The sequence below is a fragment of the Pseudomonas sp. YY-1 genome (assembly GCF_002843095.1).
GTDB classification, from domain to species: domain Bacteria; phylum Pseudomonadota; class Gammaproteobacteria; order Pseudomonadales; family Pseudomonadaceae; genus Aquipseudomonas; species Aquipseudomonas sediminis_A.
In genome coordinates, this window is sequence record NZ_PJLX01000002.1 from 328,750 (window position 1) to 345,239 (window position 16,490).

Below are 16,490 nucleotides of genomic sequence, written 5' to 3' on the forward strand. Positions count from 1 at the left end.
CTTGCCCGGCTAACGAATCATGACCCCCTTAGAGCGTTATCAGGCCGATCTCAAGCGGCCCGACTTCTTCCATGATGCGGCCCAGGAAAATGCTGTCCGCCATCTGCAGCGTCTCTACGACGAGCTGATTGCGCGCGACCAGAGCAAATCCGGGTTGATGGGCAAGCTGTTCGGCAAGAAGCCGCAGGGGCCGGTCAAGGGCCTGTATTTCTGGGGTGGCGTTGGACGCGGTAAGACCTACCTGGTCGACACCTTCTTCGATGCGCTGCCGTTCGAGCAGAAGATGCGCACGCACTTCCACCGCTTCATGAAGCGCGTGCACGAGGAGATGAAGACCCTCAAGGGCGAGAAGAACCCGCTGACCATCATCGGCAAGCGTTTCGCCGACGAGGCACGGGTGATCTGCTTCGACGAGTTCTTCGTCAGCGACATCACCGATGCCATGATTCTCGCCACGCTGATGGAAGAGCTGTTCAAGAACGGCGTTTCCCTGGTCGCTACGTCCAACATCGTGCCGGACGGCCTTTACAAGGACGGCCTGCAGCGCGCGCGCTTCCTGCCGGCCATCGCCCTACTCAAGCAGCATACCGACATCGTCAACGTCGACAGCGGCGTCGACTACCGTCTGCGCGCGCTGGAGCAGGCTGAGTTGTTCCACTTCCCGCTCGGCCCGGCTGCCGAGGAGAGTCTGCTGACCAGCTTCCGCAGCCTGCTACCGGACTGCACCCACATGGTGGAGAACGAGGCGCTGATGATCGAGAACCGCGCGATCCACGCCGTGCGGGTCTGCGAGGACGTGGCCTGGTTCGAATTCCGTGAGCTGTGCGATGGCCCGCGCAGCCAGAATGACTACATCGAACTGGGCAAGATCTTCCATGCGGTGATCCTGGCCAATGTCGAGCAGATGAGCGTGGCCAAGGACGACATGGCGCGACGCTTCATCAACCTGGTGGACGAGTTCTACGACCGTAACGTCAAACTGATCATCTCCGCGGAAGTGGAACTCAAGGATCTCTACACCGGTGGTCGCCTGAGTTTCGAGTTCCAGCGCACGCTGAGCCGCCTGCTGGAAATGCAATCGCACGAATTCCTCTCGCGCCCACACCGGCCCTGACGGAAGGCGATATGAAAAAGGCGACCCACAAGGTCGCCTTTTTCATTGGTGCTTCCCCGCTAGGGTGCGCGTACGCACTCTACGGTCGGCTTTTCAGTTCTTCGCCAGCTTCTGCTGGTGCTGGGCGAGAATCTTCTGCGCATGCGCCACTTCCAGTGCCTCCATGGCGCTGATCGGTTCTATCGCCACGGCTCGTTTAAGGTGCTCGATGACCTTGCCTTCTTCGTCATCGCCGTACACGTAGGTCAGCGCATTGGCATATTCGTAATGGCCGATGGGCAGATCGTCGCGGGCCTGGAAGCTGCGTTGGAAGTAGGTTTCCATCTTGTCGGCGCTGACACCGTAGGTCATCTTGCCCACCAGTTTGCCGACCTTGTGGATTACCCCAGCTTCGTATCCGCCGTACAGCGCCAGGGCGAAGGGTTGCTTGGGCTGTTTGGCCAGCAGGGCGTCGAGCTCCTGGGGAATCTGCGAGGTGTAGCCACGCTTGATTACCACCGGCACTGACAGTTCTTCACCCAGGCGTGCCTTGGCGTAGACGCGGCCGAACTGCGCGACGATGTCGGCCTGTATCAGTTCGCCTGCGTCATCGGTATAGGCAATCACCTCTTCGAGCAGGCGATGTTTCTCGGTTTGATCGGGCACCAGGAACATGGCGTAGATCACCTGGGCGAACATCGCCGGTATCTGGCCGCCAACGCCGAGTGCCATACCCTGTTCCTTGGCCTGGGCGAAGTCACCGCGGAACAGCAGGCGCCAGACTTCCTGCAGTTTCTGCGCATAGGCTTCGGCCTCCTCAGGCTTGCCGCTAAAGCCGGTGCCGGCCGCCACGGTTTTCCCTAGGGTTTGTGGATGTTGGCTGGCCATGCTCACCACCCAGCCGGCGTCAGGGAAGGGATAGTCACCGAAGCCGCGTGTCAGCTGCGGCCAGGCCTGGCGCAGCTTGTCGCCGCTGTAGTCATAGGCGCTCTGGTCGAGGGGAAAGGGTTTCCAGTTATCGGCCGCCACAGCGCTGAGGCTGCAGATGGCAAGCAGGGCAATCAATAAACGACGCATGGCGGTGAACCTGTTGTTTTTATGTTCACCGTCGATCATAGGGTGCTGCGGCAGGGCGCCAACCTAACCAAGGGTGGGCTGGCGCTTTACCCGCTACTTGAAGCCTTGCGGCCTGACTGGGCAGGGCGGCCGTCAGGCTTGGTTGTCTTTCTGCTGGAACTGGCGGCGGTACTGGTTGGGTGACAATTCGGTGTGCTGACGGAACAGGCGGGCGAAGAAGCTCGCATCGTCGTAGCCCACTTCGTAGCTGATGGTCTTGATGCTCTTGCGTGTGGAGGAGAGCAGGCTCTTGGCTGTTTCGATACGCAGGCGCTGCAGGTAGTGCAGCGGTTTGTCGCCGGTGGCGCCCTGAAAGCGGCGCATGAAGTTGCGGATGCTCATGCCGTGTTCGCGCGCCACGTCCTCGAAGCGGAACTTGTCGGCGTAGTGTTCTTCCAGCCAGTGCTGGATCTGCAGTACGGTGACGTCCTGGTGCAGCTTTTGCCCGCCGAAGCCGATGCGCCCGGGGGTATAGCTGCGCTGCACTTCGTAGAGGATGTCACGTGCCACGCCCTGGGCCACGCCGGCCCCGCAGTAACGCTCGATCAAGTAGATATAGAGGTCGCAGGCCGAGGTGACGCCGCCGGCGCAGTACAGGTTGTCGGCGTCGGACAGGTGTTTTTCCTGATTGAGCAGTACCTTGGGAAAGCGCTCGGCGAATTCGCGGAAGAAGCGCCAGTAGGTAGTCGCCTCCTTGCCATCGAGCAGGCCGGCCTCGGCCATCCAGAATACGCCGCTGGCCTCGCCGCAAATCGCCGTGCCATCGGCGTGCTGACGCTTGAGCCAGTCCAGTACCTGTGGGTAGCGCTTGCACAGGGCGTCGAAGTCGTCCCAGAAGGCGGGCAGGATAATCACGTCGCAGCTGTCGAGGCCGCCGTCCACCGGCAGGCGGACATTGCTGAAGCTGTTCACCGGCAGGCCGTCCGGGCTGACCAGGTGGATCTCGAACGGTGGCGCAAAGCCAAGCCCCTGTTGCTTGGCATAACGGATGCCGGCCATGTGGAAGAAGTCCTTGGCCTGCATCAGGGTGGAAGCGAAGACGCCATCGGTGGCGAGAATGCTGACACGACGCAAGGTAGTACGTGGCTGCGGGATAACCATAGGTATTTGTTCTTATTCAAGGCTAAGTGGTCATGCGACGGCTGGATCGTCTTATTTTTTGGCGTTTGTGTCCAGTGTGACCAAGCGGTTGCTTGGCTAAAGTCGAGGCCTTGTTTTTCTCTTTGCCTCGGATACAGGTAGCGCCATGATCCCCAGAACGATATTCAGCTCCGACCATGAATTGTTTCGCGACAGCGTGCGCAAGTTTCTCGAGCAGGAGGCCGTTCCCCATCATCGTCAGTGGGAGAAAGACGGTCATGTCGATCGCGCGCTGTGGAACAAGGCGGGCGAGGCCGGCATGCTCTGCTCGCATATCCCCGAAGAGTACGGCGGCATGGCGGCCGATTTCCTCTACAGCACCGTGGTGATCGAGGAGATAGGGCGCCTGGGGCTGACTGGCATTGGCTTCTCCCTGCACTCGGATATCGTCGCGCCCTACATCCTGCACTACGGTAGTGAGGCGCAGAAGCAGCATTACCTGCCCAAGCTGGTGAGCGGCGAGATGGTTACTGCCATCGCCATGACCGAGCCGGGCGCCGGTTCCGACTTGCAGGGCGTTAAGACAACCGCTGTGCTCGATGGCGACGAGTACGTGATCAACGGCTCGAAGACCTTCATCACCAACGGCTGGCTGGCCGATCTGGTGATCGTCGTGGCCAAGACCGACCCAAAGGCAGGCGCCAAGGGCACCAGTCTGTTCCTGGTCGAGGCCAACACGCCCGGGTTCTCTAAGGGCAAGCGCCTGGAGAAGGTGGGCATGAAGGCGCAGGACACCTCCGAGCTGTTCTTCCAGGATGTGCGCGTACCCAAGGAAAACCTCCTGGGTCAGCCGGGCATGGGCTTCGCTTATCTGATGCAGGAATTGCCGCAGGAGCGCTTGACCGTGGGCATCGGCGCCCTGGCTTCAGCAGAGGCGGCGCTGCAGTGGACGCTCGATTACACCCGCGAGCGCAAGGCCTTCGGCAAGGCGGTGTCGGACTTCCAGAACACCCGTTTCAAGCTGGCCGAGATGGCGACGGAAATTCAGGTCGGCCGGGTATTCGTCGACCGCTGTCTAGAGCTGCACCTGAACGGCAAGCTCGATGTGCCCACCGCCGCGATGCTTAAGTACTGGGGTACCGACCTGCAATGCAAGGTGCTCGACGAGTGCGTGCAACTGCACGGTGGCTACGGCTACATGTGGGAGTACCCGGTGGCGCGGGCCTGGACCGATGCACGGGTGCAGCGCATCTACGCCGGGACCAACGAGATCATGAAGGAGATCATCGCTCGCTCCCTGGTCTGAGGGTGGTTGATGGCAATAAAAAGCCCGGCATTGTGCCGGGCTTTTTATTGCGCGCTGGATCAGGGCGCCGGGTTGGGCTGCGCCTTGTGAATTGCCTCGATACCGGCGATCACTTCGTCGGAGAGCTTCAGCTCGGCGCTGGCCAGGTTGCTGTCCAGTTGCTCCAGGCTGGTGGCGCCGATGATGTTGCTGGTCACGAACGGCTGCGCGGTGACGAAGGCCAGGGCCATTTGCGCCGGATCCAGGCCGTGCTCGCGGGCCAGGGCGACGTAGCGCGAGCAGGCTGCCTCCGACTGTGGGTTGGTGTAGCGGGCGAAGCGGCTGAACAGGCTGATGCGTGCGCCGGCCGGACGGGCGCCTCCTTCGTACTTGCCGCTGAGCATGCCAAAGGCCAGTGGCGAGTAGGCCAGCAGGCCGCATTGTTCGCGAATAGCCACTTCCGCCAGACCCACCTCGAAGGCGCGGTTGAGCAGGTTGTAGGGGTTCTGGATCGACACGGCGCGCGGCCAGCCACGGCTTTCGGCCAGCTGCAGGAACTTCATGGTGCCCCACGGGGTTTCGTTGGACAGGCCGATATGGCGAATCTTGCCGGCTTTGACCTGCTCGTCGAGCACTTCCAGGGTTTCTTCCAGTGGCGTGAATTCAACGTCCTTGTGCTTGTAGTCGAGCTGGCCGAAGAAGTTGGTCGGGCGCTCCGGCCAGTGCAACTGATAGAGGTCGATCCAGTCGGTCTGCAGGCGTTTGAGGCTGGCATCCAGGGCGGTGACGATGTGCTGGCGGTTGAATTTCAGCTGGCCGTCGCGGATATGGCTGATGCCATTGCCGGGGCCGGCGATCTTGCTGGCCAGAATCCAGTCGGCGCGGTCGCCACGCTGTTTGAAATAGCTGCCGATGATCTGCTCGGTCTTGCTGTAGGTTTCGGCGCGCGGCGGTACCGGATACATCTCGGCGGTGTCGATGAAGTTGATGCCGCTGGCCTTGGCCCGCTCGATCTGGGCATGGCCTTCGCTCTCGCTGTTCTGCTCGCCCCAGGTCATGGTGCCCAGGCACAGTGCGCTGACATCGAGATCGGTTCGGCCTAGCTTGCGGTATTCCATGAGGTGCTCCTTCGGCAAAAGAGTCATACAAGCAGGTTGAAATTTTTTTCGCAATCAGGATAATCCGGCACCTCTTTCTGCGGTGGAAGTGATGCGCCGCCTGCCGAAGAATCTTGCCGTATTGTGGACGCGCTGACCCGAGCCCCCGATAGCGTCCGTATGCGGCTGCCTTTGACTTGTCAAAGTACGCACTATCCAGTAAGATCCGCCGTCTATTTTTGCTGGGCGGCCCCTGAGGCTATAAAGAATGAAAACTTTTACTGCTAAACCGGAAACAGTAAAACGCGATTGGTTCGTCGTTGATGCTGCTGGCAAGACCCTGGGTCGTCTGGCCACCGAAATCGCGAGCCGTCTGCGTGGCAAGCACAAGCCTGAGTACACTCCTCACGTTGATACCGGCGACTACATCGTCGTAATCAATGCCGAGCAGGTGCGTGTGACTGGTGCCAAAACCAGCGACAAGATGTACTACTCCCACTCCGGCTTCCCGGGCGGCATCAAAGAGATCAACTTCGAGAAGCTGATCGCTCGTGCTCCTGAGCGCGTGATCGAGACTGCGGTCAAAGGCATGCTGCCGAAGAACCCGCTGGGTCGCGACATGTATCGTAAGCTGAAGGTGTACAAGGGTGCTGTTCACCCGCACACCGCTCAGCAGCCCCAAGAACTGAAGATTTAACGGAATAGTTCATTATGTCGGCGACTCAAAATTACGGCACTGGCCGTCGCAAGACCGCAACCGCGCGCGTTTTCCTGCGTCCGGGTACTGGTAACATCTCGATCAACAATCGCACCCTGGACACCTTCTTCGGTCGCGAAACTGCTCGCATGGTCGTGCGTCAGCCGCTGGAGCTGACCGAGACCGTCGAGAAGTTCGACATCTTCGTCACCGTTGCTGGTGGTGGTGTCAGTGGTCAAGCTGGTGCCATCCGTCACGGCATCACTCGCGCTCTGATCGAGTACGACGAAACCCTGCGCAGCCCGCTGCGTAAAGCCGGTTATGTTACTCGCGACGCCCGTGAAGTCGAGCGTAAGAAAGTCGGTCTGCGTAAAGCGCGTAAGCGTCCGCAGTACTCGAAGCGTTAATCGCGACTACGCTTCCAAAAGCGCCCAGTTTCCTTACGGAGCTGGGCGTTTTTTATGGGCATGGCAAAATGCTGCGACAACGTGCCGCATACGCGTAAGCCGCATCCTCCAAGGCTTTCGCCGCCCTCTTCGGGGGTAATTACCTTGTCAGAAAAGGGGCTTTTCTTTACCATTTGGCGAATTTTTTGCGCGGCCCGATTTTTACTTAGTAGAGGCCTGAACAACAGGCCACAAAGCTGATGGGAGACGACTGAATGAGCAATGACGGCGTGAATGCAGGCCGGCGTCGCTTCCTGGTTGCAGCCACCTCCGTGGTGGGTGCTGCAGGGGCGGTAGGTGCTGCGACTCCGTTCGTGGGGTCATGGTTCCCCAGTGCAAGGGCCAAGGCGGCCGGTGCACCGGTGAAGGTGAACGTCAGCAAGATCGAGGCGGGTCAGCAGATGGTTGCTGAGTGGCGCGGTCAGCCGGTATTCATCGTGCGCCGCACTGAGGAGATCCTGGCCAACCTGACCAAGATCGAAGGTAGCGTGGCTGACCCCGAATCCGCTGCCTCCGTGCAGCCGGAGTACGTGGACAAGAAGACCCGTTCGATCAAGCCCGAACTGCTGGTCCTGGTTGGTCTGTGCACCCATCTGGGTTGCTCGCCGTCCTTCCGTCCGGAAGTGGCTCCGGCCGATATGGGGCCGGATTGGGTTGGCGGTTATTTCTGCCCCTGCCATGGTTCCCGTTACGACCTCGCCGGTCGAGTGTACAAGGCGCAGCCGGCGCCGTTGAACCTGCCGGTGCCGCCATACAGCTACGAGACGGATGACATCATCGTCGTCGGTGTGGACCAGGAGAAGGCCTGATGAGCAAATTCATGGAATGGGTGGATGCGCGCTTCCCCGCCACCAAGATGTGGGAAGATCATCTCTCCAAGTACTACGCACCGAAGAACTTCAACTTCTTCTACTTCTTTGGCTCGCTGGCACTGCTGGTGCTGGTCAACCAGATCGTTACCGGTATCTGGCTGACCATGAGCTTCGAGCCTTCGGCTGAGGGTGCTTTCGCCTCCGTCGAATACATCATGCGTGACGTCGAGTACGGCTGGATCCTGCGCTACCTGCACTCCACCGGCGCTTCGGCGTTCTTCGTGGTGGTCTACCTGCACATGTTCCGTGGCCTGCTCTATGGTTCCTACCAGAAGCCACGTGAGCTGGTGTGGATCTTCGGCATGCTGATCTATCTGGTGCTGATGGCCGAAGCCTTCATGGGCTACCTGCTGCCGTGGGGCCAGATGTCCTACTGGGGCGCCCAGGTGATCATCTCGCTGTTCGGTGCCATTCCGGTGATTGGCGATGACCTGACTCAGTGGATCCGTGGTGACTACCTGATTTCCGGCATCACCCTGAACCGCTTCTTCGCCCTGCACGTGATCGCGCTGCCGATCGTCCTGCTCGGCCTGGTCGTGCTGCACATCCTGGCGTTGCACGAAGTAGGTTCGAACAACCCGGACGGTGTCGACATCAAGAAATTCAAGGACGAGAACGGTGTACCGCTCGACGGCATCGCCTTCCACCCTTACTACACCGTGAAAGATATCGTCGGCGTAGTGGTGTTCCTGTTCGTGTTCTGCTTCGTGGTGTTCTTCTTCCCGGAAATGGGCGGTTACTTCCTCGAGAAGCCGAACTTCGAAGCGGCCAACCCGTTCAAGACACCTGATCACATCGCCCCGGTTTGGTACTTCACCCCGTTCTACGCGATCCTGCGTGCGGTACCGGACAAGCTGCTCGGCGTTATTGCCATGGGCGCTGCCATCGCGGTGCTGTTCGTGCTGCCCTGGCTCGACCGTAGCCCGGTCAAATCCATGCGCTACAAGGGGTGGCTGAGCAAAATCTGGCTGGTGGTGTTCTGCATTTCCTTCGTCATCCTCGGCGTACTGGGTGTGCTGGCTCCGACCCCGGGTCGTACTCTGCTGTCGCAGGTGTGCACCTTCCTGTACTTCGCGTACTTCATCCTGATGCCGTTCTACACCAGGATGGAGAAGACCAAACCGGTTCCGGAAAGGGTGACTGGCTGATGAAAAAGCTCTTCGCTGCATTTGTTTTCGCTGCGCTGCCGGCTCTGGCCATGGGCGCTGCCAGCAACTACCCGCTGGACAAGGTCGACATCGATCTGGCCGACAAGGCTGCCATGCAGGACGGCGCGCGTACCTTCGCCAACTACTGCATGGGCTGCCACTCGGCCCAGTACCAGCGTTACGAGCGTGTTGCCGATGACCTCGGCATCCCGCACGAAATCATGCTGGACAACCTGGTGTTCAACGACGCCAAGATCGGCGACCACATGAAGATCGGCATGAAGCCGGACGACGCCAAAGCCTGGTTCGGTGCTGCTCCGCCCGACCTGACCCTGGTTGCTCGTGTGCGTGGTAACGACTGGCTGTACACCTACCTGCGCACCTTCTACGCAGACCCGAGCCGTCCGCTGGGCGCTAACAACAAGGTGTTCCCGAACGTCGGTATGCCCAACGTATTGGTTGGCCTGCAAGGTAACCAGGTCATCGGCTGCAAGCAGGTTCAGGTCGTCACCGACGGCAAGAAGCAGTTCGACCCGCTGACCGGTGCACCGATCACGCACGAGGCCTGTGATCAGTTGACCGTCGAGGCGAACACCGGCGCGCTGAGCGAGGCCGAGTTCGACGAGAAGGTGAAGAACCTGGTGACCTTCCTGGCTTATTCGGCCAACCCGGTCAAGCTGAAGTCCCAGCGCATCGGTACCTACGTACTGTTGTACCTGGCGTTCTTCTTCGTGTTCGCCTACTTGCTCAAGCGTGAGTACTGGAAGGACGTGCATTAAACCGTTGCGGTTCTCTGCATATACCTGCGCGCCCTTATGGGCGCGCAGGTTTTTGTGCCCTGTCATTCCGGGTGGCCACCTTGCGGTGTGTCACTTGCAACTTCAAGAATTGCCCTTGGCAATTTTCGTGTTTCTACAAAATCAAAAAAAGCGAGGAGGATCGCCATGGCGGTGACCAATAGGTTGACCTGCTACTCCGACCCCGCCGACCACTATTCCCATCGCGTGCGTCTGGTGCTCGCCGAGAAAGGTGTCAGCGTCGAGATCATCGATGTCGAGCAGGGCCGTTGTCCGCCCAAGCTTGCCGAGGTCAATCCCTACGGCAGCGTGCCTACGCTGGTTGATCGTGACCTGGTGCTGTACGAATCGTCCGTGGTGATGGAGTATCTGGACGAGCGCTACCCGCATCCACCACTGCTGCCGGTCTATCCGGTTGCTCGCGCCAACAGTCGTCTGCTGATGCATCGTATCCAGCGTGACTGGTGTGTGCTGGTCGACCGTATTCTCGACAAGCGCAGCAAGGAGGCCGAGCGTCAGTTGGCGCGCAAGGAGCTGCGCGAAAGCTTGACCGGTGTATCGCCGCTATTCGCAGACAAGGCATTCTTTCTCAGTGAAGAGCTGAGTCTGGTGGATTGCTGTCTGTTACCCATTCTCTGGCGTCTGCCTGTTCTGGGTATCGAACTGCCGCGTCCGGCCAAGCCGCTGCTCGACTATATGGAGCGTCAGTTCGCTCGTGAGGCCTTTCAGGCCAGTCTTTCCGCTGCCGAGCGCGCGATGCGCTAAGAAGGAGGAAACCATGAATTCCAGTCGTCCCTATCTGGTTCGCGCCCTCTATGAGTGGATCGTCGACAACGATTGCACGCCACATCTTCTGGTCAATGCCGAGTATCCGGGGGTCCAGGTGCCGCCTGGCTTTGCCAGCGACGGCCAGATCGTGCTCAATGCGTCGCCCAGTGCGGTGCGTCACCTGCACATGGACAATCAGGCGGTGAGTTTCGAAGGGCGCTTCGGCGGCGTTGCGCACAGCCTTTACATCCCGGCGGCGGCGATTCTGGCGATCTATGCGCGGGAGAATGGCCAGGGCATGGTTTTCGACATGGAGCCGTCGATGGCGGGCAGCCCTGAGGAATCGGGGCCGGACGATGATGGGCCGTCTGATGACGAGCCGCCGCGTCCCAGCGGCCGGCCGAGTTTGAAAGTGGTCAAGTAAACAATGAAAAGGGCGCCCATGGGCGCCCTTGTCGTTTCTGCGTTTGGATCAGTTGGTGTATTCGAACAGGCGCACGACCCGCTGCACACCTGACACGCTCTGTACCACGCGGGTAGCGGCGTTGGCTTCTTCGCGGGTGACCAGGCCGAGCATGTAGACGATGCCGTTCTCGGTGACGACCTTGACCCGTGCGCTCGGTACGCTGCTGTCGGCCAGCATCTGCGTCTTGATCTTGGTGGTCAGCAGCGAATCGTTGCTGCGTGCCAGCAGGGAGGCGGGTTGCTGCACCTGCAGTTCGTTGTAGACCTTCTTCACGCCCTGTACACCGCGGGCGGTCTGAGCGGCGCGATCCTTGAGTTCGCTACGCGGGGTTTGCCCGGCAAGCAGTATCACGCCGTTATAGCTGGTGACTATGATGCGCGAGGTCGGGGTGGACAGGTCGGCGTGCGCATTGCTGATGCGCGATGCGACTTCTGGACCGAGGAACTGGTCATCGATCTTGTTGCCGATGCTGCGGCTGCCGCAGCCCGCCAGGGTCAGGGTAACGGCCAGGGCGGCCAGAATCAGGGCAGAACGCTTCATTCTTCACTCCCAAACAATTGACTATCGATCAGGTCGCAGAGGCAATGGATAGTCAGCAGATGGACTTCCTGAATGCGTGCGGTGACTTTGGCTGGAACACGGATTTCGACGTCTTCCGGTAGCAATAGCGAGGCCATGCCGCCGCCGTCGCGGCCGGTGAGGGCGACCACGGTCATCTCGCGATCATGTGCAGCTTGAATGGCCTGGATGACATTCGCTGAGTTGCCGCTGGTGGATATCGCCAACAGCACATCGCCGGGTTGGCCGAGTGCGCGGATCTGCTTGGAGAATATCTCGTTGTAGCTGTAGTCGTTGGCGATCGAGGTAATGGTCGAGCTGTCGGTGGTCAGAGCGATGGCCGGCAGGCTCGGACGTTCACGCTCGAAGCGGTTGAGCAGCTCGGAGGAGAAATGTTGGGCATCACCGGCAGAGCCGCCGTTGCCGCAGGTGAGAATCTTGCCCTCGTTGAGCAGGGCCTGGACCATCACCAGACTGGCGTGCTCGATATAGGGTGCCAGGACGTCCATGGCCTGTTGCTTGGTGTCGATGCTGGCTTGGAACAGCTGGCGGATTCGGGATTGCATGTCCATCGGTTAAACCTTGAATGTACGGCCGTCAGGCATCGAAGGCGTTTTTGATCCAGTCGAGGCGAGTGGCGCCGCCAGTGCTGATGGCGACCACATCGAAGCGGCAGGGGTAGCGGGCCCAGCGTGAGTGTTGCTGAAGGAAGAGTTCGGCGGCGATGACCAGCTTGCCACGCTTGCGCGCATCGATGCTCTCCAGGGCGCCGCCCCAGGCGCTGTGGCGACGGGCGCGGACCTCGACGAATACTACTGTATCGCCGTCGAGCATGACCAGATCGAGCTCGCCACGCCGACAGCTCCAGTTCTGTTCGATCAGTTGCAGGCCGTTACGTTCCAGATGCTGGCGAGCCGCCTGTTCGGCGGCTCGTCCCAGATCGTTGTATGCGCTCAATTGATGCTGTCGGGGAGGCGTTGCACTTGGCCGCCACGGAACTCGGCCCAGGGCAGCTGGCGCTCGATGCGCTGGGTGGCGTTCAGGCTGAGGCTGCCGGACAGGCCGTCGATACGCGACTCCGGCAGTGCCTTGAGTTGGCCCAGGCGTGGTGCCAGGCGGTAGGCGTCGACACCCATGGCATAGAGGCGGCCGAGGCTGCCGCCGGCCTGCGGCCACTGGTTGCTGACCTCCTGGCGCAGCGGTGCGTGGGTATCGAGCAGCCAGGGGGTTTCGCAGAAGCGGATGCCTTCCAGGTCCTGATACTGGGCCTGGCTATGAGCACCGGTGAACAGGTGCGAGGTGGCGTAGACCGGCACGTCGCCGGCGTACTGGAAGGCCAGGGTCGGTTTGATCTGCTGAGCCTGTTGCGGGGTGGCGGCGAGGAAGATGAAATCGATGTCCTGGCGGCGCGCCGGCTGTGCATCCAGGCTGGTGCCCAGGGTGTTTTGCAGACGGCGGGCGCGGGCTTCGCTCTCACGCAGCTGGAACAGATCGGCGATCTGGCGGGCCAGCTCGACCGGTTGATCGACGTGCTCGGCGGCGATCAGTGTGCCGCCCTGCGCCTGCCAGCTCTGGCGGAAGGCATCCAGCACTCGGTCGCCCCAGTCGCCGCGCGGCACCAGGGCCACGGCGCGGCGCATGCCGTCGTTCCAGGCGCGGCGAGCCACTTCGCGGGCTTCGTCCTCGGCGGCCAGGCCAAACTGGAACAGTTGTGCCGGACCTTCCTGGCCTGCATCGCTGTAGTTCAGGGCAAGGGTGGTGATTGGCAGTTGCTCGCGGTCGCTGAGCTGCTTGACCAGCGGTTTTTCCAACGGGCCGACTACCAGTTGCACGCCGTCGGCTTGTGCCTGCTGGTAGAAAGCGTCCAGCGAGCCGATGCGGGAGCTGTCGTACAGTTTGATGTCTGGCGGATTCTGTCCAGCTTGCTGGGCTTCGTAATGCGCGGCGAGGAAGCCGTCACGCAGGGCGCGGGCAACGCTGGCCAGTTGGCCTTCCTGTGGCAGCAGCAGGGCGATGCGGGTCAGTGGCTGGCTGGCCAGTTCGCGCAGTTTGCCGAGGGCCTCGGGCAGTTGTTCGGCAGCCGGGTGCTGCGGGTTCTGTGCGACCCACTGGTCGATGGCTGCTTGCTGCTGCTCCAGTGTGGCGCTGCTTTTGGTCACTTGGGCCAGCTCCAGCCAGCCAGCCAGGTCACTGTCGGCCCCGGCGGAGGTTTGCGCCGGCAGGGTGGAGACCAGAGCCCAGATATTCTCGTGGTTGTCGTGGGCGGCCTGGCCGCTCAGCAGGGGGGCGATGAATACGCGTTCGCGGGCGGCGGCCAGGGTCTGACCGTCGGCTTCGAGGGCGCGGGCACGGACCAGCTGGGTGCGGATCTGCTGCTCGACCGGCAGCTCTGCGAGGCGTTCGACGCTGGAGTGTTGCAGGGCTTTCAGCGCGCTCTTGGGTTGCTTGCGGGCCATCGCCAGCTCGGCCTTGAGGGTGCTGGCGAAGATCTGTTGAGCGGGTTGCAGGCTGGCGATGTCGACCTGCTCGAGAATGCGGGTGGCGCGCGCCACGTCATTCTGCTGGTAACTCTGGTCAGCTGCCGACAGGCGTAGCAGGGCAGCCTGTTCCGGTTTGCTCTCCGCGGCTTGCTGAAGCATCTGCTCGATGCTGGCTTGTGGCGTGCGCGGCAGTTGGCCCAGATTGTTGGAGGGCGAGCTGGCGCAGGCGGCGAGCAGGCCGGCCAGAAAAAGAGCAGAAAGAGGGCGCAGGCTAGCGATCATCGGGTCATCCTGATACTTGAGCAAAACGAGCGGCGATTGTACCCAAGGGGCGACATCCGTGCGATGCCACTGGGGCGGAACCGGCTAGAATGAGCGCTCTTTCAATTAACGAGGTGTTTCCAGTGAGTCAGCCCGCAGTCGCAAGCGTCCAGTCAGGCAGCCTGTATGTGGTCGCCACGCCCATTGGCAATCTGGATGACATCAGCGCGCGGGCCTTGCGGATTCTGCGTGAGGTGGCGCTGATCGCGGCGGAGGATACCCGGCACTCGGCGCGCCTGCTGCAGCATTTCGGCATCGAGACGCCTCTGGCTGCCTGTCATGAACACAACGAACGCGATCAGGGTGGCCGCTTTCTGGCGCGGCTGCAGGCTGGCGAGGATGTGGCGCTGATTTCCGACGCGGGCACACCGTTGATCTCCGATCCGGGTTATCACCTGGTGCGCCAGGCGCGTGCCGCAGGCGTCGCGGTGGTGCCGGTGCCCGGTGCCTGTGCCTTGATCGCGGCGCTGTCGGCGGCTGGTCTGCCGTCGGATCGCTTTATCTTCGAGGGCTTTCTGCCAGCCAAGGCTGCGGGGCGCCGTGCGCGTCTGGAGCAAGTGCGGGAAGAGCCGCGTACGCTGATCTTCTATGAGGCGCCGCACCGTATTCTCGAATGTCTGCAGGATATGCGTGATGTATTTGGCGGTGATCGCCCCGCACTGCTGGCACGTGAGCTGACCAAAACCTTCGAGACCCTGCAGGGGCTGCCGCTGGCCGAGCTGAGCGAGTGGGTGGCTGCAGACAGCAATCAGCAGCGCGGCGAGTGCGTAGTGCTGGTGGCAGGCTGGCAGGCGCCGGAGGGCGAGGAGGCTGTCAGTGCCGAAGCCCTGCGGGTGCTCGATCTGCTGATGGCGGAAATGCCCCTCAAGCGTGCCGCGGCGCTGGCGGCGGAGATCACCGGAGTGCGCAAGAATCTGCTTTATCAAGTTGCCTTGGAGCGCAAGGCCTAGGCTCTATGCGAAAAGTGCCTGCGCATCGGTGATGCTTCGTTAAAAGCGGGTTCGGAATGCTCATTTACATCTCGTAAACTCCGCTTCCTCACCCGTTTTTGCCTCGCCTGACCTTCGCTCGGCGACTTTTCGTACAGACCCTAGGGCGTTCGCCATCGGTCTAGCTTGCAGCTTGCCATCACGCCCGGTACCCTTGCCGGCGGAGAGTCGATCGGACAGTCGCTGCCTTCGCAAGAAGGGGGAGGAAAGTCCGGGCTCCATAGGGCGGAGTGCCAGGTAACGCCTGGGGGGCGTGAGCCTACGGAAAGTGCCACAGAAAATAACCGCCTAAGCGCTTCGGCGCCGGTAAGGGTGAAAAGGTGCGGTAAGAGCGCACCGCACGGCTGGCAACAGTCCGTGGCTAGGTAAACCCCACTCGGAGCAAGACCAAATAGGGTTCCATCGGCGTGGCCCGCGCTGGAACCGGGTAGGTTGCTAAAGGCGTGCAGTGATGTACGTCGTAGAGGAATGACTGTCCTCGACAGAACCCGGCTTACAGATCGACTCTCCTCCTTCCTTTCTCGTGTTGTGCTTCTATCTCCCTCCTGTTTGATACCGAAAAATTCTTACTCTTAACAAATTACTTTAAGTTCGAATTTCAGCTGGCTGGAATGGTTGAGATTTATCTGCAGAAAGCCGGTTCCGGCATCCCTTTTCCCCTCGCTTTTGTTCGCTAAATCTCCGTCCTGTAAGGATTTTTCCCTTCTGGAGCGCCTTGACGGTGGGGCGTGCGCGTTCCTATAGTGTGCGCAAGTGGTAAGAAGTGGCATGAAGTGGGTTTTTTTGGGCATGGAAAGCTAATTACAGGGGAAGCGCAGCCGTGTTTCGCGGAGCTAACGCCATCAGTCTCGACGCCAAAGGGCGCCTCGCGATGCCGAGTCGGTATCGTGACGAGCTCGTTGCGCGTTGCAGTGGCCAGCTCATCGTGACCATCGACGCCGTTGACCCCTGTCTTTGCGTTTATCCACTGGCCGAGTGGGAGCTGATCGAAAACAAGCTGCGTGAGCTGGCTTCCTTTCGTGAAGAGAACCGCCGCCTGCAGCGTCTGCTGATCGGTAATGCCGTCGATCTCGAGCTGGATGCCAGTGGCCGCTTCCTGGTGCCGCCGCGTTTGCGTGAATACGCCAAGCTGGACAAGCGAGCGATGCTCGTCGGTCAGCTGAACAAGTTTCAACTCTGGGATGAAGACTCCTGGAATGCCGTAGCCGAAGCCGACCTCGCTGCCATCAAGCAGCCGGGCGCCCTTTCCGATGACCTGCGTGACCTGATCCTGTGAC

The 16,490-nt window shown here is 60.9% G+C and carries 18 protein-coding genes and 1 other RNA gene; 12 read left to right on the forward strand and 7 right to left on the reverse strand.

The window, feature by feature from the left end:
* The first annotated feature begins 19 nt into the window (after nt 1-19).
* Nucleotides 20-1,114: a cell division protein ZapE gene (zapE, locus tag CXP40_RS04250; RefSeq protein ID WP_099522468.1), complete on the forward strand. Its 1,095-nt coding sequence runs from the start codon at nt 20-22 to the stop codon at nt 1,112-1,114.
* A gap of 93 nt (nt 1,115-1,207) precedes the next feature.
* Here the strand turns inward: zapE and CXP40_RS04255 are convergent, their stop codons facing one another.
* A complete protein-coding gene (locus CXP40_RS04255; protein WP_106732900.1) occupies nt 1,208-2,170 on the reverse strand; it encodes a hypothetical protein in 963 nt (320 codons plus the stop codon).
* A 132-nt stretch (nt 2,171-2,302) separates the two neighbouring features.
* Complete coding sequence (locus CXP40_RS04260) at nt 2,303-3,208, reverse strand: GlxA family transcriptional regulator (protein WP_177429628.1); 906 nt, start codon at nt 3,206-3,208, stop codon at nt 2,303-2,305.
* Between the two features lie 247 nt (nt 3,209-3,455).
* On the opposite strand from CXP40_RS04260, the gene CXP40_RS04265 reads away from it, so the two are divergent.
* Nucleotides 3,456-4,595, forward strand: coding sequence for an acyl-CoA dehydrogenase family protein (locus tag CXP40_RS04265; RefSeq protein WP_106732764.1), 1,140 nt, complete (start codon nt 3,456-3,458; stop codon nt 4,593-4,595).
* 59 nt (nt 4,596-4,654) lie between these two features.
* On the opposite strand, the gene CXP40_RS04270 is transcribed toward CXP40_RS04265, so the two are convergent.
* Entirely contained in the window at nt 4,655-5,692 is a 1,038-nt protein-coding gene (locus CXP40_RS04270) for an NADP(H)-dependent aldo-keto reductase (RefSeq protein ID WP_106732765.1), read from the reverse strand.
* A gap of 247 nt (nt 5,693-5,939) precedes the next feature.
* On the opposite strand from CXP40_RS04270, the gene rplM reads away from it, so the two are divergent.
* From rplM to CXP40_RS04305, 7 genes are all read left to right on the forward strand, one after another.
* Complete coding sequence (gene rplM, locus CXP40_RS04275) at nt 5,940-6,368, forward strand: 50S ribosomal protein L13 (protein ID WP_037004174.1); 429 nt, start codon at nt 5,940-5,942, stop codon at nt 6,366-6,368.
* 14 nt (nt 6,369-6,382) lie between these two features.
* The gene (gene rpsI, locus CXP40_RS04280) at nt 6,383-6,775 is read left to right on the forward strand and encodes a 30S ribosomal protein S9 (protein ID WP_003459292.1); all 393 of its coding nucleotides are present in this window, start codon (nt 6,383-6,385) and stop codon (nt 6,773-6,775) included.
* 254 nt (nt 6,776-7,029) lie between these two features.
* Complete coding sequence (gene petA / locus CXP40_RS04285) at nt 7,030-7,623, forward strand: ubiquinol-cytochrome c reductase iron-sulfur subunit (RefSeq protein WP_099522463.1); 594 nt, start codon at nt 7,030-7,032, stop codon at nt 7,621-7,623.
* Nucleotides 7,623-8,834, forward strand: a complete 1,212-nt coding sequence (locus CXP40_RS04290) for a cytochrome bc complex cytochrome b subunit (protein ID WP_099522462.1) — start codon at nt 7,623-7,625, stop codon at nt 8,832-8,834. Before petA ends, CXP40_RS04290 begins: the two co-directional genes overlap by 1 nt.
* Nucleotides 8,834-9,613, forward strand: coding sequence for a cytochrome c1 (locus CXP40_RS04295; protein WP_106732766.1), 780 nt, complete (start codon nt 8,834-8,836; stop codon nt 9,611-9,613). The genes CXP40_RS04290 and CXP40_RS04295 overlap by 1 nt, the downstream gene beginning before the upstream one ends.
* A 165-nt stretch (nt 9,614-9,778) precedes the next feature.
* The gene (locus CXP40_RS04300; RefSeq protein ID WP_106732767.1) at nt 9,779-10,396 is read left to right on the forward strand and encodes a glutathione S-transferase N-terminal domain-containing protein; all 618 of its coding nucleotides are present in this window, start codon (nt 9,779-9,781) and stop codon (nt 10,394-10,396) included.
* A 13-nt stretch (nt 10,397-10,409) separates the two neighbouring features.
* Nucleotides 10,410-10,823, forward strand: coding sequence for a ClpXP protease specificity-enhancing factor (locus tag CXP40_RS04305; protein ID WP_106732768.1), 414 nt, complete (start codon nt 10,410-10,412; stop codon nt 10,821-10,823).
* A gap of 48 nt (nt 10,824-10,871) precedes the next feature.
* Here the strand turns inward: CXP40_RS04305 and CXP40_RS04310 are convergent, their stop codons facing one another.
* Genes CXP40_RS04310 through CXP40_RS04325 form a run of 4 tightly spaced genes read right to left on the reverse strand, consistent with a single transcriptional unit; the run spans nt 10,872 to nt 14,185 of the window.
* Nucleotides 10,872-11,405 carry a BON domain-containing protein gene (locus CXP40_RS04310; RefSeq protein WP_106732769.1) on the reverse strand — a complete coding sequence of 178 codons (534 nt, stop codon included), beginning with the start codon at nt 11,403-11,405 and terminating at the stop codon, nt 10,872-10,874.
* Entirely contained in the window at nt 11,402-11,995 is a 594-nt protein-coding gene (locus tag CXP40_RS04315) for a phosphoheptose isomerase (RefSeq protein WP_099522457.1), read from the reverse strand. The genes CXP40_RS04310 and CXP40_RS04315 overlap by 4 nt, the downstream gene beginning before the upstream one ends.
* 25 nt (nt 11,996-12,020) lie before the next feature.
* The gene (locus CXP40_RS04320) at nt 12,021-12,380 is read right to left on the reverse strand and encodes a YraN family protein (protein WP_106732770.1); all 360 of its coding nucleotides are present in this window, start codon (nt 12,378-12,380) and stop codon (nt 12,021-12,023) included.
* Complete coding sequence (locus CXP40_RS04325) at nt 12,377-14,185, reverse strand: penicillin-binding protein activator (RefSeq protein ID WP_106732771.1); 1,809 nt, start codon at nt 14,183-14,185, stop codon at nt 12,377-12,379. Before CXP40_RS04325 ends, CXP40_RS04320 begins: the two co-directional genes overlap by 4 nt.
* Before the next feature lie 89 nt (nt 14,186-14,274).
* On the opposite strand from CXP40_RS04325, the gene rsmI reads away from it, so the two are divergent.
* The 3 genes from rsmI (at nt 14,275) to mraZ (ending at nt 16,489) form a co-directional block, all read left to right on the forward strand.
* On the forward strand, nt 14,275-15,174 hold the full coding sequence (rsmI, locus tag CXP40_RS04330) for a 16S rRNA (cytidine(1402)-2'-O)-methyltransferase (RefSeq protein ID WP_106732772.1): 900 nt from the start codon (nt 14,275-14,277) through the stop codon (nt 15,172-15,174).
* Between the two features lie 203 nt (nt 15,175-15,377).
* An RNA gene (gene rnpB, locus CXP40_RS04335) (RNase P RNA component class A) lies at nt 15,378-15,725 on the forward strand.
* Nucleotides 15,726-16,033: 308 nt separating this feature from the next.
* Nucleotides 16,034-16,489 (forward strand): division/cell wall cluster transcriptional repressor MraZ, encoded by a 456-nt coding sequence (gene mraZ, locus CXP40_RS04340; protein ID WP_003459315.1) that lies wholly within the window; start codon nt 16,034-16,036, stop codon nt 16,487-16,489.
* The last annotated feature ends 1 nt before the right edge of the window (nt 16,490 follow it).

Excerpts from the sequence above, each read along its gene's own strand:
- CXP40_RS04290 (WP_099522462.1), top strand. The coding sequence starts at position 7,623 with ATGAGCAAATTCATGGAATGGGTGGATGCGCGCTTCCCCGCCACCAAG.
- CXP40_RS04260 (WP_177429628.1), bottom strand. The coding sequence starts at position 3,208 with ATGGCCGGCATCCGTTATGCCAAGCAACAGGGGCTTGGCTTTGCGCCA.
- CXP40_RS04300 (WP_106732767.1), top strand. The coding sequence starts at position 9,779 with ATGGCGGTGACCAATAGGTTGACCTGCTACTCCGACCCCGCCGACCAC.
- zapE (WP_099522468.1), top strand. The coding sequence starts at position 20 with ATGACCCCCTTAGAGCGTTATCAGGCCGATCTCAAGCGGCCCGACTTC.
- rplM (WP_037004174.1), top strand. The coding sequence starts at position 5,940 with ATGAAAACTTTTACTGCTAAACCGGAAACAGTAAAACGCGATTGGTTC.
- CXP40_RS04310 (WP_106732769.1), bottom strand. The coding sequence starts at position 11,405 with ATGAAGCGTTCTGCCCTGATTCTGGCCGCCCTGGCCGTTACCCTGACC.
- CXP40_RS04255 (WP_106732900.1), bottom strand. The coding sequence starts at position 2,170 with ATGCGTCGTTTATTGATTGCCCTGCTTGCCATCTGCAGCCTCAGCGCT.
- rpsI (WP_003459292.1), top strand. The coding sequence starts at position 6,383 with ATGTCGGCGACTCAAAATTACGGCACTGGCCGTCGCAAGACCGCAACC.
- CXP40_RS04325 (WP_106732771.1), bottom strand. The coding sequence starts at position 14,185 with ATGATCGCTAGCCTGCGCCCTCTTTCTGCTCTTTTTCTGGCCGGCCTG.
- CXP40_RS04315 (WP_099522457.1), bottom strand. The coding sequence starts at position 11,995 with ATGGACATGCAATCCCGAATCCGCCAGCTGTTCCAAGCCAGCATCGAC.
- rsmI (WP_106732772.1), top strand. The coding sequence starts at position 14,275 with ATGAGCGCTCTTTCAATTAACGAGGTGTTTCCAGTGAGTCAGCCCGCA.
- CXP40_RS04265 (WP_106732764.1), top strand. The coding sequence starts at position 3,456 with ATGATCCCCAGAACGATATTCAGCTCCGACCATGAATTGTTTCGCGAC.
- CXP40_RS04305 (WP_106732768.1), top strand. The coding sequence starts at position 10,410 with ATGAATTCCAGTCGTCCCTATCTGGTTCGCGCCCTCTATGAGTGGATC.
- petA (WP_099522463.1), top strand. The coding sequence starts at position 7,030 with ATGAGCAATGACGGCGTGAATGCAGGCCGGCGTCGCTTCCTGGTTGCA.
- CXP40_RS04270 (WP_106732765.1), bottom strand. The coding sequence starts at position 5,692 with ATGGAATACCGCAAGCTAGGCCGAACCGATCTCGATGTCAGCGCACTG.
- CXP40_RS04295 (WP_106732766.1), top strand. The coding sequence starts at position 8,834 with ATGAAAAAGCTCTTCGCTGCATTTGTTTTCGCTGCGCTGCCGGCTCTG.